Source organism: Caldicellulosiruptor acetigenus, assembly GCF_026914305.1.
In the GTDB taxonomy this organism is placed as follows: domain Bacteria; phylum Bacillota; class Thermoanaerobacteria; order Caldicellulosiruptorales; family Caldicellulosiruptoraceae; genus Caldicellulosiruptor; species Caldicellulosiruptor acetigenus.
The window spans coordinates 459481-474559 of sequence record NZ_CP113866.1; the positions used below are offsets into that span (position 1 = coordinate 459481).

General features: G+C 34.6%; 12 protein-coding genes and 1 tRNA gene. 10 read left to right on the forward strand and 3 right to left on the reverse strand.

What is annotated here, in order from left to right; all coding sequences use genetic code 11:
• Window positions 1-81: 81 nt before the first annotated feature.
• Window positions 82-174 (reverse strand) — tRNA-Ser (locus OTK01_RS02125).
• Between the two features lie 100 nt (window positions 175-274).
• Entirely contained in the window at window positions 275-1750 is a 1476-nt protein-coding gene (locus tag OTK01_RS02130) for a DUF2828 family protein (protein ID WP_029228281.1), read from the reverse strand.
• A 686-nt stretch (window positions 1751-2436) separates the two neighbouring features.
• Here OTK01_RS02130 and OTK01_RS02135 point away from each other — a divergent pair.
• Both OTK01_RS02135 and OTK01_RS02140 read left to right on the forward strand, forming a co-directional pair.
• Complete coding sequence (locus OTK01_RS02135) at window positions 2437-2709, forward strand: Veg family protein (protein ID WP_013402397.1); 273 nt, start codon at window positions 2437-2439, stop codon at window positions 2707-2709.
• 175 nt (window positions 2710-2884) lie between these two features.
• Window positions 2885-4438, forward strand: coding sequence for a DUF3794 and LysM peptidoglycan-binding domain-containing protein (locus OTK01_RS02140; RefSeq protein ID WP_269011756.1), 1554 nt, complete (start codon window positions 2885-2887; stop codon window positions 4436-4438).
• Window positions 4439-4490: 52 nt separating this feature from the next.
• Here the strand turns inward: OTK01_RS02140 and murC are convergent, their stop codons facing one another.
• A complete protein-coding gene (murC, locus tag OTK01_RS02145; protein WP_029228283.1) occupies window positions 4491-5858 on the reverse strand; it encodes a UDP-N-acetylmuramate--L-alanine ligase in 1368 nt (455 codons plus the stop codon).
• A 405-nt stretch (window positions 5859-6263) separates the two neighbouring features.
• On the opposite strand from murC, the gene OTK01_RS02150 reads away from it, so the two are divergent.
• From OTK01_RS02150 to OTK01_RS02185, 8 genes are all read left to right on the forward strand, one after another.
• Window positions 6264-7271, forward strand: a complete 1008-nt coding sequence (locus OTK01_RS02150; RefSeq protein WP_029228284.1) for a LacI family DNA-binding transcriptional regulator — start codon at window positions 6264-6266, stop codon at window positions 7269-7271.
• 220 nt (window positions 7272-7491) lie between these two features.
• Window positions 7492-8769 carry an ABC transporter substrate-binding protein gene (locus OTK01_RS02155; protein WP_029228285.1) on the forward strand — a complete coding sequence of 426 codons (1278 nt, stop codon included), beginning with the start codon at window positions 7492-7494 and terminating at the stop codon, window positions 8767-8769.
• A 79-nt stretch (window positions 8770-8848) separates the two neighbouring features.
• Window positions 8849-10132 carry a carbohydrate ABC transporter permease gene (locus OTK01_RS02160; protein ID WP_029228286.1) on the forward strand — a complete coding sequence of 428 codons (1284 nt, stop codon included), beginning with the start codon at window positions 8849-8851 and terminating at the stop codon, window positions 10130-10132.
• 9 nt (window positions 10133-10141) lie between these two features.
• Window positions 10142-10993 carry a carbohydrate ABC transporter permease gene (locus OTK01_RS02165; RefSeq protein WP_029228287.1) on the forward strand — a complete coding sequence of 284 codons (852 nt, stop codon included), beginning with the start codon at window positions 10142-10144 and terminating at the stop codon, window positions 10991-10993.
• A 120-nt stretch (window positions 10994-11113) separates the two neighbouring features.
• Window positions 11114-13207, forward strand: a complete 2094-nt coding sequence (locus OTK01_RS02170; RefSeq protein WP_029228288.1) for a methyl-accepting chemotaxis protein — start codon at window positions 11114-11116, stop codon at window positions 13205-13207.
• A gap of 213 nt (window positions 13208-13420) precedes the next feature.
• Window positions 13421-13786, forward strand: coding sequence for a helix-turn-helix transcriptional regulator (locus OTK01_RS02175; RefSeq protein ID WP_029228289.1), 366 nt, complete (start codon window positions 13421-13423; stop codon window positions 13784-13786).
• Window positions 13776-14522: an ImmA/IrrE family metallo-endopeptidase gene (locus OTK01_RS02180; RefSeq protein WP_029228290.1), complete on the forward strand. Its 747-nt coding sequence runs from the start codon at window positions 13776-13778 to the stop codon at window positions 14520-14522. The genes OTK01_RS02175 and OTK01_RS02180 overlap by 11 nt, the downstream gene beginning before the upstream one ends.
• On the forward strand, window positions 14494-15057 hold the full coding sequence (locus OTK01_RS02185; protein ID WP_269011762.1) for a hypothetical protein: 564 nt from the start codon (window positions 14494-14496) through the stop codon (window positions 15055-15057). The genes OTK01_RS02180 and OTK01_RS02185 overlap by 29 nt, the downstream gene beginning before the upstream one ends.
• Window positions 15058-15079: the final 22 nt, after the last annotated feature.

Genomic DNA, 15079 nt, shown 5'->3' on the forward strand with positions numbered 1-15079 from the left:
TGTTAGAAAAATGTTAGAAAAAATCAGCTGGAAATTGAATACCCTTCAAAGGTATGAGCCACAAAGCCAGAAAAATAAAAATGGCGGAGAGAGTGGGATTTGAACCCACGGTACCCCTTTTGGGGGTACACACGATTTCCAGTCGTGCGCCTTCGACCACTCGGCCATCTCTCCGCTACTATTCCCTTTTCACTTTATCTATTATAAGACATATTTTTAGTTTTGACAATGGGAAAGTGAAAAGCCAAAAATAGAAGTTTATAAGGATCGATTTTTATATCTGAATAATGGAATATCTTTCATTATTTAATACTTCAATCATAAGTGCTACGGGATCTGGAAGTCGATTTTTAATGAGGTTTTCAAATATTTTTTGAGACATTCCAGATACAAAGAATACATTAGGTGTTTCTTTAGTTGCAGGAACATTGTTTTGCCGTGAAGAAACATTCCAAAATACCAACGTTGGTAATTCATATCCGTGTTTTTTGAACTCTTCTCTTATTGCATCAAAAAGAGGTGAGTCAGGTGAGACTCTTGTTGCTTCGTCAAATTCCATATCTGATACAATGTATAATTTTTTTGGTAAATCTTCTTGCGACAAATTATTCTTTATTGCTGTATTTAATATTAGAGTAAAGACTGCCTCAATATCTGTGTTACAATCCCAACCAGCATGCTCCAGAAATTTTACTTTTTCGTAAATATTTTGTCCTTTAATTTTTTGAAGTTTTGGTCTAGCAGAAAAAGTTATGAATCTATTATGAAAAACTCCTTTATTATTTTCTGCATAATATAACGCTAAACCAACTGAAGCAGCAATGCCAAGAGCATACTGGCCACAGGCATAAAACATAGAACCTGATGTATCTGCTACAACAAGAGCATTTTCGGAAGTATCAATTTTTGAAATGTTGTTCCAAAGCACATCGAGATGTTTCTTTTCATCAAGAGACATTTCTCCATTATCTAATAATATTTTCCTTACAAGTTGGACAACTGAGAGTGTATCTGTTTTGATTTTTTTCTTTCCTTGGATAACTTTCTCAATGTATTCTGTATATCTATCCCTATCATTTCGCAAAAATGCCTTTTTGTATTTTAACATAGCTTGTGAAGGGATTTTTTCATAATCAAATGTATAATCCTTCATTGATAATCTTCTTTCTAATACATCAATTCTTTCTCTCAGTACAGCTAATGTTTTTCTATATTCTTTTGGTGTCATTCCAAGAGCCTTGCGTGTTTTTTTTGCTAATTTTATAGATTCCTGTGAAGAAGTGTTTTCGCTTTTGAGCCATTTTGCTAAGAGTGAAGGATGATCTGATTTTAAATCTTCAAATAACTGTTGTTTAACAAATAGCCACATATCATTCTCAACAGGAGTGTCAATTAATACATATAAGTCATCCCAGCGGCCAAAAAAGGGTATAAACGAGAGGTTTTTTTTAACAACATCTGACTGGGTTTGAGCAAGGTATTTAAGAACAACCCTGAAAACTCTGCGTTCTCCAAGACCTTGTCTGATATCTCTGGTATGAAAAAGATTTTTCATAGCAAGTAACTTATCTTCATAGAAGGCTTTCATAAATAGAGAAATAATTCTATCCTCAGATTGAAACCTCAGACCCCCACTCATTGCGAACCAATCAAGATTTGCGTTAAGTGTAGATTGATATGTCAAAGCTTCATTTTCTGTACGTGAAGTATTTGTTGATTTTTCCATTGCGTTAAGAAATTCTTCACTCATTTTATACTTCCTCCATAAAAAGTGTAACCAATTCATCTTGAAAGAGTTATAAAATATTTTATACCACACCTCTATCTTCAAGATGCATGATGGCTTCGAACCATCAGCCCACAGAAATGCCTGCAGGCATATCCCCGAACTGTATTTGCTGTCTGCATCTTTAATAGAGGTGTGGTATTTGACAAGACCCTTTTTGCTCCATGCCCAAAATTTTCGCTGTAAGGGTCTTTTAGAAAAATAGATAAATCGAGACACTTATGGAATATTCTGCAGCCAATAATTTTGCTGTTAGTGTCTCTTTATATGTTTTAAATTTATCAAAAACGTATGTAGATGTCAATATACTTTAAATTTAACTATATTCAAAAATGTATAAAGAATTTTTCCATAACTAAAAATACAAACTCTCAACTCGCATCAATATGGTCAGAAAAAAACAAGAATATCTCTTTTCATGAGAGAAGTTGAAAAACAAATAAATTTCTATTGTTTAAATCGATATTTTCGACAAAAACTCTAAAATTAAGTTCTTGACAACTCTTTAAAAACCCTTTATAATATTTACCCCCTCTATTTACAAAAAAAAAGAATAGTGATATAATAATAGTGTTTTTAAATGTAGTAAAATGGAGAAATTTTCATGCAGTCTAAAAACTAAATATTTTTAGAGGGGCAGTGATGTTAAGGTGGTTGATAAACTTCACCTTCAACAGCTGAAAAAAGACATTGAGGCCCTAAAAGGCGAAAAGGTTTTAATTCGCGCAAATAAAGGACGAAAAAAGATGATTGAGGTTGAAGGTATTTTAGAGAACACTTATTCGAACATCTTTGTTGTCAAGTTTCCAGTTGACAGAGAATGTAAACAGTACAGGTGCGTGACATACACCTATTCAGATCTTATTACAAATACAGTAGAAATTATACTTTGTAGGACAAATACAAAGGTAGGCGTTATGTAAACTCTATAGTTTCATCAATTTTCCTTGTACGTTTTTATTATAATCAAAAATATTGATTTGTCAACTACTTAAAAGGGCTTATTCTAAAAAGTTTTTAGAATAAGCTCTTTTTTGTTTTACATATTCCCAGGACATCCCTGCATATATTTTATAGTAAGAAGATTGAAAACAACAAATGGAGGCAAGTTTAGCATTGGAAAAGAGGTTTGAAAAGGTTGAATACATGAACGTCTACGGTACAGATTCGCAGAAGGTGATTGTTGAAGGCGAGATTTTGCTTCCAGAGATAAAACCAGACGCTGTGAAAGTGCTTCAGACTGATAGCGAAATTCTGATTACAAATGTTGAAGTTTTAAACGACAAAGTGATTGTTCAAGGTGAAATAGAATTCAGAGTAATTTATCTCTCATCTGACCCGCAGAGGAAAGTTGCTTCTGTTTCAAGTTCAGCAGAGTTTTCAAAGACATTTGATATGTTGGGAGTAAGACCTACAATGGCGTACGAGGTCAAAGATGATCTCATTTATACCTTTTGCTCTCTTTTGAGTCCGCGCAAACTTTCTGCCAAGGCAATTGCAGAGATTACCGTTTTAGTAAAAGCCCCAGCTACTGTTGAGTATCTTGCCGACATTGAAGAAGATTCAATAAAGTATTTAAAAGAAAAAATCTCAATTTCAAATCCTCGCAGCACGACAGAGGAGATTTCAAAAAGAGAAATTTTAGAGATACCTCAAGGTAAACCTTCAATCAGAGAAATATTGCGATGTTTTGCAAGGCTTTCAGACAGGAACATCAAGTTTGACAGGAAAAAGATGACCTTTGACTTAAAAGTGGACTTAAAAACCCTCTACTCACCAGATATTGGTCAAAATCCTATTGAGATGGTTGAACATGAGGTATTAATCCAGCACACAGCTGAAGTTCCAGACAGCCCTGATGATGTAGAGCCAGTTGTTAAATTTTATATCAAAAGCTTCAAAGTTTTGCCCAAGACTGATGAAATAGGTGAGCTTCGCAGGATAGAGTATGATATAACTATTGAAGCTGAGATAACATTTCATGATGTAAAAACCATTGAACCCATTGTGGATGCATATTCGACAGCGTATGAGATAAAAGATTCTAAAAAACTTCTCAACATAGAACAATTTGTTGGGAAAGTCCGGCATATGCATCTTTTAAAAGATACAATTGCACTACCCATTGAACCTGAGCAGGTTTTTTCAGTCTCTGGCAGGATAGAGGTGGACGTTATAAAGCCAGAAAAGAATAAAATTAATATAAAAGGTGTAGCTGTTGTCTTTTTGATTTATCTTTCAAAAGACCAGCAGGACATCATAAAAAATACAACATCCCAAATTCCTTTTGATGTGAAATTAGATATAGAAGGGGTAGAAGAGACCGACAGGGCATTTGCAAATATTGAGATAGAAAACATATCATTTTCCATTATTTCTACATCTGAAGTTGAACTGCGGATTCATCTTGCAATTGAGGCGTGGATAAAAAGAGCGCTCTCAAAAGAGATTTTGTCTGATTTAGAGCTTGTAGAAGAGATAAAAAAAGAAGAGGAGAGACTTGCAAGCGTCTACATTTATACTGTCCAGAAAGGTGATACTCTGTGGAAAATTGCAAAAAAATACAGAACAACAGTAGAAAAAATGGTTGATTTCAATCAGATAGATAAAGAAGAAATTGTGCCTGGTCAAAAACTTTTGATAGTAAAATAGAAATTAAACTGCCTCATTTGGGAATTGAGCTCCAAAATGAGGCAGTATTTTTTTATGATTTTACAACAGCTTTTTTGAGAATAATGTCCAAACATTTGTTTATATCACCTGCGCCAATGGTTGCAATGATGTCACCTTTTTTTGCTTCTTTTACCACATAACAGGCAATATCTTCAAAGCTGCTTATATACTCACAATCAACTCCAATTTCTTTTAATTTCAAATAAAGCTTTTCAGATGTAATTCCGAAAGTATTTTTTTCACGTGCGGCATATACATCTGTGACAATAACCTTGTCAGCCAACTTCAGGCTCTCAGCAAACTCGTTCAAAAGGCTTTTAAGCCTTGAAAAGGTGTGGGGTTGGAATATGGCAAAAACCTTTCCTTCAGAGAGCTTTTTCAGGGTAGCAAGTGTTGCCTTAATTTCAGTAGGGTGGTGGGCATAGTCGTCATAGAGGTATATTCCATCAAACTCTCCTACCTTTTCAAGCCTGCGCGAAGCACCACAAAATTCAGAGAGAGCATGTTCAATTGTGAGACTTTCTACTCCCAACTTTGATGCAACTGCAAATGCAGCGAGCGCATTATAAACGTTATGGAAACCAGGAATGTTGAGCTTTATATGAGCTAAAATCTCGTCGTTATTATTTTTAACGTCAAATTCACAGTATCCATCATTACAGCTGATATTGCCGGCAAAAATGTCAGCTTTTTCTTTTGTGGATATACAAACTACCTGTGTGTGAAGCTTACTTATAACATCTTTAACATTTTTATCGTCACAGTTTGCTACTAAAAACCCTGAAGTTGGAATTTTCTGTGCGAACTTTTTAAAGGAGTTTTTTATTGAATCTATGTCTTTGAAATAATCCAAATGGTCATTGTCAATGTTTAAAATAACTCCAATTGTAGGGTTGAACTTTAAAAAACTATCTACATATTCACATGCTTCAACAACAAGATACTCTTTAGAACCAATCACAAAATTTCCACCGAGTTGTTTTACAAATGCACCTACTAAAATTGTAGGATTATAACTTGCTTTTTTTAGAATGTAACCAATCATAGAAGTTGTGGTTGTTTTTCCATGCGTACCTGATATTGCAATGACATTTTTAAAATTTTTCATCAAAAGCCCTAAAAATTCTGCCCGTTCATAGATTTTCAGATTCATCTTCTTTGCTGCTAAAAGTTCGGGATTGTCTTTTGAAATTGCCGCAGTATATATCACAGTTTCATCGCCGTGGATGTGACTTTCATCATGACCAATATATACATTTATTCCATTTTCTCTTAGCATTTTTGTAGTAGCGCTTTCTTGAATGTCAGAACCTTCAACACAAAAACCTTGGTTTTTGAGTATTAAAGCGATTGCACTCATTGATATTCCACCAATACCTATAAAAAAATACTTGTTCATTTTAAAAAAACTTACCTCCAACCTGAAAATTTCAATATTGAAATACTTCTACATTCTATATTATACTTCTTTTTTGCTTAGCTTGTTAAAAATTTTTATAAGGACTTTCCTATCTTCTCGCAAACTAAACATACTATTAATTGTAACACTTAAAATTATCCTGATTTAAAATTATTCCAAAATAATTCTATTTTTGCAACTTAAAATCATTATATATTATAGTTTTAAACAACAAACCTTCATCAAAGGGAAGCCTGCCAACTTTTTTGTTATCCTTGTTCAACAAAATTTCGCACATTTTATACAAAATATGTATTGATTTCGTCCAAGCTAACTGCTATATTTTTATTTATAGCCGAAATCGATTACGTATAAATCCAAATCAAAGAGAAAAGGATGGGAAAGATGAAGTACACAATAAAAGATATAGCAAAGATAACTGGCTATTCTGTTGCTACAATTTCAAGGGCACTGAGCGGTAAAGAAGGAGTAAGCGAGGAAAAAAGAAAAGAAATCTTAAGAATTATAGACCAACTTGGATATATTCCAAACCAGAGCGCGAGAAGGCTCAGAAGCAAAGAGACCAAAAATATTCTGGTGATGATACCTGATATAGAAAACTACTTTTTCAACAAGCTAATAAAAGGTATTGAGACAGAGGCGCGCGAAAAAGGTTACAATATCATCCTTGGTGATTTTTCAGACTCTCAAGAAATTGAAGAGGAATACTACAAGATGATGAAAGGACAGATAGCAGATGGCATTTTGATTGTTGGAAGTTTGAGCGAGCCTCAAAAGGTTGTTGAAATATCAAGACAGTTTCCTATGGTTGTGATTTCTGACTATTTTTCTGACGAACTTGTGACTGTGTGTATTGACAATTTCAAGGCGGCATATGATGCTACAATGTTTTTGTATAAATGTGGATATCGAAGAATTGCCAAGATAACTGGAAAAATTGGAGCGATTCTGTCTCAAGACAGATTAAAAGGATATAAGATGGCACTTGAGAACTTAGGGTTAGGAAGCGATGAAAAATACATAAAATATGGTGACTTCAAGTACGAAAGTGGCTACAAGCTTGCAAAAGAACTTTTAAGTGCAAAACCTTGTCCAGATGCTATCTTTTGTTCAAACGATGAGATGGCAATTGGGGCATGTGATGCAGCAAAAGAGCTTGGTTTTTCAATTCCTGATGAACTTGGAGTTATGGGATTTGACGACATTGAACTATCTTCAATGGTGACGCCTAAAATTACCACAGTTCATCAGCCACGATATGAAATGGGAAAGTTATCTGCACAACTTTTGATAAATATTTTAACTGGAGAAGAAGTTTCAAAAGGCAAATACATCCTTGACACTTCAATAATTCCAAGGGATTCGACCAAAAATGCAAATATAACAAAATAAGTAGTGTTTTTTAAAAACCTATTGACAAATTGAACAAGATATAATATATTTTATTTAGCGTAAACGATTACGATAGACAACAAAAATAACTGCCTGGTCTAACAAAAAATCTTTAAGACCAGACCAGGCACAAAAATGGTATTATCCCATAATATGGGATAATATACAACTCCCCATTCTATATTATACCATAAAACTTACTAAAAGGAGGTATTTTTAAATGAAAAGATTTATTGCTGTGGTAATTTTGATTGCTTTGAGTGTAGGCTTATTTTTAGCCTTTGGGCCTACTGATTCTAATGCCGCTTCCAAAAAGCAGGTCACAATTACCTATGTTCGAGGCAAGGACGAAACCCACGCAACAGAAAAGATTATCCAAGAGTTCATGAAGAAAAACCCTGACATCAAAGTAATCTACAAAGAAAACCCATCTGACACAGGTCAAAATCATGACCAGCTTGTGACAGTACTGAGCGCTGGCGGGTCTGACATCGACGTGTTTGACATGGACGTTATCTGGCCAGCTGAGTTTGCTCAAGCAGGCTACACACTTCCTCTCGACAGATTTATAAAGAGAGACAAGATTAATCTCAATGACTACATTAAAGGAACAATTGATGCTGCAAGATTCAAAGGTCAGATGTGGGCATTTCCGAGATTTATTGATGCCGGACTTTTGTATTACAGAAAAGACATTGTTCCACCAAATGAACTTCCAAAGACATGGGATGAGCTGATTAAAGTTGCTAAAAAATATAAAGGTAAAAATGGAACAAAATATGGATTTTTAATGCAGGCAAAGCAGTATGAAGGTCTTGTTTGCGATGCGATAGAGTATATTGCATCTTATGGCGGCAGGGTTGTCGATGAGAGTGGAAACATTGTAGTCAACAACCAAGGAACAATAGATGGACTTAACATGATGAGAAAGGTTATAACATCTGGGATTGTTCCACCAAACATCAACACATTCACAGAGGTTGAAACACATACAGCTTTCATAAACGGTCTTGCAGTGTTTGCAAGAAACTGGCCGTATATGTGGGCTATGGTAAACAGTCCGCAGTCAAAAGTAAAAGGCAAAGTTGGAATTCTTCCGCTTCCAAAAGGTTCAAAAGGTTCAGCTGCAGCTCTTGGTGGCTGGATGGTTGGTATTAACAAATACACAAAAAATCCTGAGGCTTCTTGGAGACTTTTGAAGTTCCTTGTTCAGAAAGAAGGACAAAAACTTATGGCTATTTACAATGGAAATGTTCCTGTTTACAAACCACTTTTCAATGACAAGGATGTTATAAAAGCAAATCCATTGATAGGTGATAAGAAGTTTATTGAAGCTATTTTAGCTGCTGTTCCAAGACCTGTATCACCAATTTATCCAAAGATTTCGGATGTTATGCAGATTGAGCTTTCAAACATTGTAAATGGCAAGAAAGATGTAAAGACAGCTGTCCTTGATATGGACAAGAAGTTAAAAGAACTTGTAAAGACTCAAAGGTAAAAGGCAATCTCAATATTGTAAGTTGGCAGGCTTAAAAGGATTTTAAGCCTGCCAATCAAGTTTAAAGGGGAGGGAAAAGATGGACAGAAAGGAAAAACTATTTGGGTATTTGTTCTTGCTACCTGCAGTTTTGATATTCATATTTGTTGCTGTGATTCCACTGGTTCAAGTTTTTATCTTCAGCTTATTTGACATTCAGCTCAATAACCCAACAAAGAGTGAGGTTTCTCTTTCATACAAGATAGATGTTGAAAACTATGCCAACACTCTTTTTACAGCTTCTTCAATAATTGATGGTATCAATCTTGAGGCTTTGAATGATAGTCAAAAAAAGACAATTGCCAGAATAAAATCTCTCTTGCCTGTGATGGAGAAAAGCATTTTTAACACAAAGACCAGAATAGACAGGCTCAACAAGGTAAATGACCTTTTAAATAACTTTCAGCCGGTAGATAGTAAACTAAAATATCTGCCAGTATCTGCTAAGGAGATAAATCAATATAATGCATATGTGAATAAAATCATAAACCTTACAAACTCTTTGCCAAACACACAGGAGATGAATGATTTAAAACAGGCACTTTTAGCGTTCGACCAGGTGATAGTTAAACCAAACTTTGTTGGTCTTCAGAACTATAGCTACTATCTAAAAGATTCAAGGCTTTTGTCAGCTGTGAAAAATACACTTTTGTTCACAGTTGTAACAGTGTTTTTTGAACTTGTATTTGGTCTGATGCTTGCAGTTGTTATGCACAAAGTAGCAAACCTGAAAAATGTTTTCAAAAGCATTGTTCTTCTGCCCTGGGCTATTCCAACAGTTATATCAGCTTTGATGTGGAAGTTTATGTATGATGGTCAGGTTGGCATCTTGGCAAAGTTTTTTGCAGACATTGGACTTATCAAAAGCCCGGCAGACCTTTTATCAAGCACTACAAACGCAATGATAGCTGCAATGACAGCCGACATCTGGAAAACAACACCCTATATTGCAATTTTGCTTGTTGCGGGACTTCAAACAATTCCGGAATCGCTGTATGAAGCTGCAAAAGTGGATGGAGCAAATGCGGTGTATCAATTTTTCAGGATTACATTGCCAATGTTAAAACCAACCATACTTGTTGCCCTGCTTTTTAGAACCTTGGATGCGTTTAGAGTATTTGACCTGATTTATGTTTTGACTGGTGGTGGACCAGCAAACTCAACAGAGACAGTCTCTATCTACACTTACAAAACTCTATTTAACCAGCTTGATTTTGGAAGAGGTTCGACTTTAGCAGTTTTGATTTTTATAATGGTGACAATCATCAGTTTTATCTATATAAAAATCCTTGGTGCTGAGGTATTCTCACATCAAAAGAGGTGATAGGATAAAATGAAAAACAAGAAGAAACTGACAGGCGAAAAGATTGCAAGGATTGTTATGAACATAATAATTGTGCTGGCTCTGATTGTAATTTTGTTTCCTTTTTACTGGCTACTTCTTACATCAATAAGACCGAAAAGTGAAATATTCAATATTTCATCACTGATAACGCTAAAGCCTCATATTGGCAACTACAAGATGGTGTTTACTGAAAGACCATTTGCCAGATACATTTTAAACAGCTTTGTAATTGGTCTTGAGACAACAATTATATCAATTGTGATTGCCAGCTTTGCAGCATATGCAATTGCAAAGACAAATATCTCACCAAAGATAAAAAACCTTGTTTTGAGTCTGTCTTTAGCTGTGTCCATGTTCCCACAGATAACAATAGTCTCTCCTATTTACGTTATGGTAAAAAACCTTGGACTGAGAAACAGCTTTTTTGGGCTTTTGATTCCATACACAACATTTTCACTGCCACTTGCAATCTGGTATCTGACAACATTTTACCAGGGTGTCTCTCATGAAATTGATGAAGCAGCAAAGATTGACGGGTGCAACACATTCCAAATTTTTTATAAAATCATAACACCTCTCATCGCACCGGGAATATTTACCGCAGCAATTTTGATTTTTATCTCTGCATGGAATGAGTTTTTATTTGCCCTGGTTATCAACACAGACGATATATGGAGAACAGTATCTGTTGGAATTGTCATGTTCCAGGGAAGGTTCACGATTCCCTGGGATGAAATTTCAGCAGCTGCAATTGTAGTAATGATTCCGCTTGTGCTTATGGTATTTGTGTTCCAGCAAAGGATTGTGTCGGGTCTCACTGCTGGTGCTGTGAAAGAATAAAAATGGTGCAGCAGGGCTGTCTAAAAGGGATTTATGACGATTTGCAACATTATATAAATGGGAGCTTTTATCACCTTTTAGATAGCCCAGTTTTATATTTTGCGATATAGGAGGGGTTAGATGGTTTTAAATGTTCAAAAAATTAGAAAATTGTTATCTACACTGCCTGGAAAAATCTCGCTGCTCATATTTACTGTGATTCTGGTTTTGGTGTTTGCCATAGATGTGTTTGCTGTGGCAATATCTACATCTATTTTGAGACAAAATCTTCAAAGCAGTATTTCAACATCTGTGTTCCAGTCGGGAAAATACTTTGATCAGATCTTAGAGCGTGCAAAAGATTTGTCTTTTCAATTGGCTACGAATGAAACTATACAAAAATATTTAAATGTGCAAAGGACAAGCACTGACGATTATGAGAAATTAGACTGGAAGAAAAATGCTCAAAAAGCTCTGTTAAGTATTGTTTCTGCTAATAAATTTTTGTCGAGCATATATATTTTAGTTGATAAAGAAACTTCGTTGGGTTATCCAACAATAAGTTTTGAGAACATTGACTTCAAAAAATTAATGAGTAGTAGTTGGGCGAAAGCAGCTATTGAAAGTGATCAAGGTTTTGTATGGTGTTCTAATCACAATCAGTATTTCAATGATGTTTTGAAAGAGGTTGGTTCCGAAGTAAGAGATTATGCTACATCAGTGGTAAGAGTGTTGTATGATTCATCAAGTGGTAATAGAGTTGGGTTAATAGTAGTAGATATTGGAAGGGATGTTTTTGATGAAATGCTTTCAAATGTAAAAGTGACTAAAAACAGCACATCATTTGTTATTACACCTGATGGGTTTATTATTTTGCCAACTAATATAAACGAAAAATTGGTAAAGAATTTGAAGGCTCTCAGTGCTGAGCTTTTGAAAAAGGCTGAAAAGAAAGAGATTGATAATTTCGAGCTTAACATGTCAGGCAGATGGCTTGTAAGCTATTCGAAGAGTCCAGACAGCAGCTTTTTGTATGTTTCATTAATACCTATCAGCGACATAAATTCTAAAACTGTAAAATTACAAATTTTCATAATTATGATAAGTCTAATATTTGGTATTTTAGGAATTGTTTCTGGACTTATAGTAACATTGAAAATAACAAAAAATGTAAAGATATTGTTAGAATCAATGAGCAAAGCAGCTAATGGCAATTTAACTATGACAACTAACATTTCTTCAAATGACGAAATAGGTATGTTATCGGATGGTTTTAATAGTATGGTACAGCAGTTAAAAGAGCTAATTACAAAGATAAAACAGCTTTCAGAAAAAGTTAACAAATCAATATCACTAATTGCCAGTGTTGCCACTGAAACCACAGCTGCTTCGCATGAAGTGACCAAAGCAGTTTCAGAAATTGCTGAAGGTGCTTCTCAGCAGGCAAATGAGGCTACTGCGATTTCTCAGCAGATGGCAGAGTTCACTAAAGAAATTAGTGTTATGGTAAATGATTTTAAAAGTATGAATCAATTTTCAGAAAATGTATTAATTCAAACTAATAAAGGATTTTCAGCTATTGAGATGTTACACCAAGTTGCGAGAAAATCTCAAGAGACAACCAAAAACATGATTTTCCATGTAAGAGAACTCATCGGATGGACTGAAAAGATAGGTAAAATAATGAATCTGCTTTCAAGTATTTCTGAACAGACAAAGCTTTTGGCTTTGAATGCATCAATTGAAGCTGCCAAAGCGGGCGAGGTTGGAAGAGGGTTTTCGGTTGTAGCAACTGAAATAAGAAAGCTTGCGCAGCAGTCACGTGAGTCGACAAAAGATGTTGAAGATATTATTAAGAATATTCTATCGAAAGCCAAATTTTCTGATAAAGTTGCAGCTGATGTCGAGAATTTGATAGGATTACAAGAAAATGCGTTGGATAATGTCCAGCTTTCTTTTGATGCGATGAAAAATGCAATTTCTGAGCTATATGAAAATTTAAGAAAATCATTAAATGTATTGGAAGATATAGACTACAAAAAGGATAGAATTTTCAATAGTGTAGAAAGTATTTCAGCAATTTCCGAAGAAACAGCTGCATCAGCTGAGGAAGTGTCGGCTGCAACTGAGCAGCAGCTTGCTTCAATAGAGGAACTTAAGAATATGATAGAGGAACTTAGGAAATTGTCAGTGGAACTTGATACGACAACATCACGCTTTATAACTGAAAATTAAAGTAATTTCAAGTTTTATACTCAGATATTGCTTGTATGCTCTTATTCAGAGGTTTGTAAAGAAATTTGTGTTTCTTAGTAAAGTGAATATTTCTTTTTTGTTTTAACTCCCGATTGGAATCAAAGAAGCAATTTTGTGTTTACAAAAAGCAACAAAGTGTTATAATAATATTAAAGAAATGTTGAAGTTATTCAACAAGTTGGGGTGGATTTTATGAAACAAATTATAGCAGAAAGGTTGCAAAAGGCAAGGAAAAGTGTTGGGCTTACTCAGGAAAGGGTTGCGCAGCTACTCAATGTTAGCAGAAATAAAATAATCAATATGGAAAAAGGCGACGATGATTATGAGATAACCATGCTTGAAAAGCTTTCAAAACTTTATGGATGTTCCTTAGAATATTTAGCTGGGATTGAGGAAGCTGAGGAAAAAGAGGATGAACTTTTTTTCAGGTCTATTGAACCAAATGGTGAATTTAAAGACTATGAAATAATAGCGTGGAGCAATATGCTCTTGTCTAATATTAAGGCATTAAAAGAAATACTCAGTGAGGTGCAAGAAGTTGAAGAATATGAATATTAAAGCCAAAATGTATGCTGTTAAAATGAGAGACATGTTAGGATTGGGACTTTTAAAACCTATTCCTGATGTATTTTCGCTCCTTGAAAGTGTTGGAATCTATGTTTTTAAAAAACCATTTCTTGATACAAACATCTCAGCACTTTATAGGAAAAGAAAAGACATTTGTTTGATTGTTATAAACTCAGCACGAACTCTTGGCCATCAGATTTTTTCAGCTGCCCATGAATTGTATCATTACCAATACAATCCTGAAATCACAAGCAGAATTTGTGTGGTTAATTCACCTGGTTCAAAACAGGAAGAAATTATGGCAGATTTATTTGCTTCCCACTTTTTAATGCCAGATGAAGGTGTGGTGGAAATAGCAGAAAACCGGAAAAATAAAAAAGGAGTCTTGGATGTTACAGATGTGCTTTTTATTCAGCAATATTTTGGTGTAAGTTATAAGGCAATTATAAAGAAATTGCTGGAATTGGGATATATAAAAGACCCTTCTTACTATTTAAATGTTCCAATAACTAAACTGGCAAAAGTCCTTGGTTATAACACTCAGCTCTATCAACCTACAAATGATATTTATTGTTCCAAAGCTTATGTAGAATTAGTTATGGATGCTTTCAAATTAGAACAGATAAGCCAAAGAAAAGCAGAAGAATATTTAAACGCAGTAAATATTAACCTAAATGATGTAATAGAGGGGCAATCTGTTGAAGAGGGGGACTGGATGTATGACTAATCCCCCTGCAGTAATAGATACGAATGTATTTTCAAACTTTGCCCTAACGGGTAACATTAACATACTTGAAATTCTGTACGGGAAAAAACTTTATATGCCAACTATTGTTATACAAGAATGTGAAGATAAACCAGAACTTAGACCTTACATATCTGACGCTATTTCGAAAGGCTGGTTGAAAGAGTTTGTTATTTCATATACTTTAACTCCCAGGGAGTTTATAGAACATACCAGAATACGAAAAAAGTTTCATCCAGGAGAAGGAGCAATTTTGGCAATTGCGAAAGTTAATGATTTTATTGTTATAAGCGATGATATGACAGGTGTAAAGAATTATTGTAAAGCCAATGGGTTAAAACTGAAAGGAAGTTTAGGGATATTATACGAAGCATTCAGGTACCAATTGATAACTATCACACAGGGCGACAAAATCATTCAAGATATGATAAAGTTCAATAATTATAAAAGTCCTGTTCAATCCATGCAAGAGGTTTTAAACTGGTTTGCATATAGAATTGGAAGAGAATTATTTTGACCTCTTGTATTTTTTGATAGTT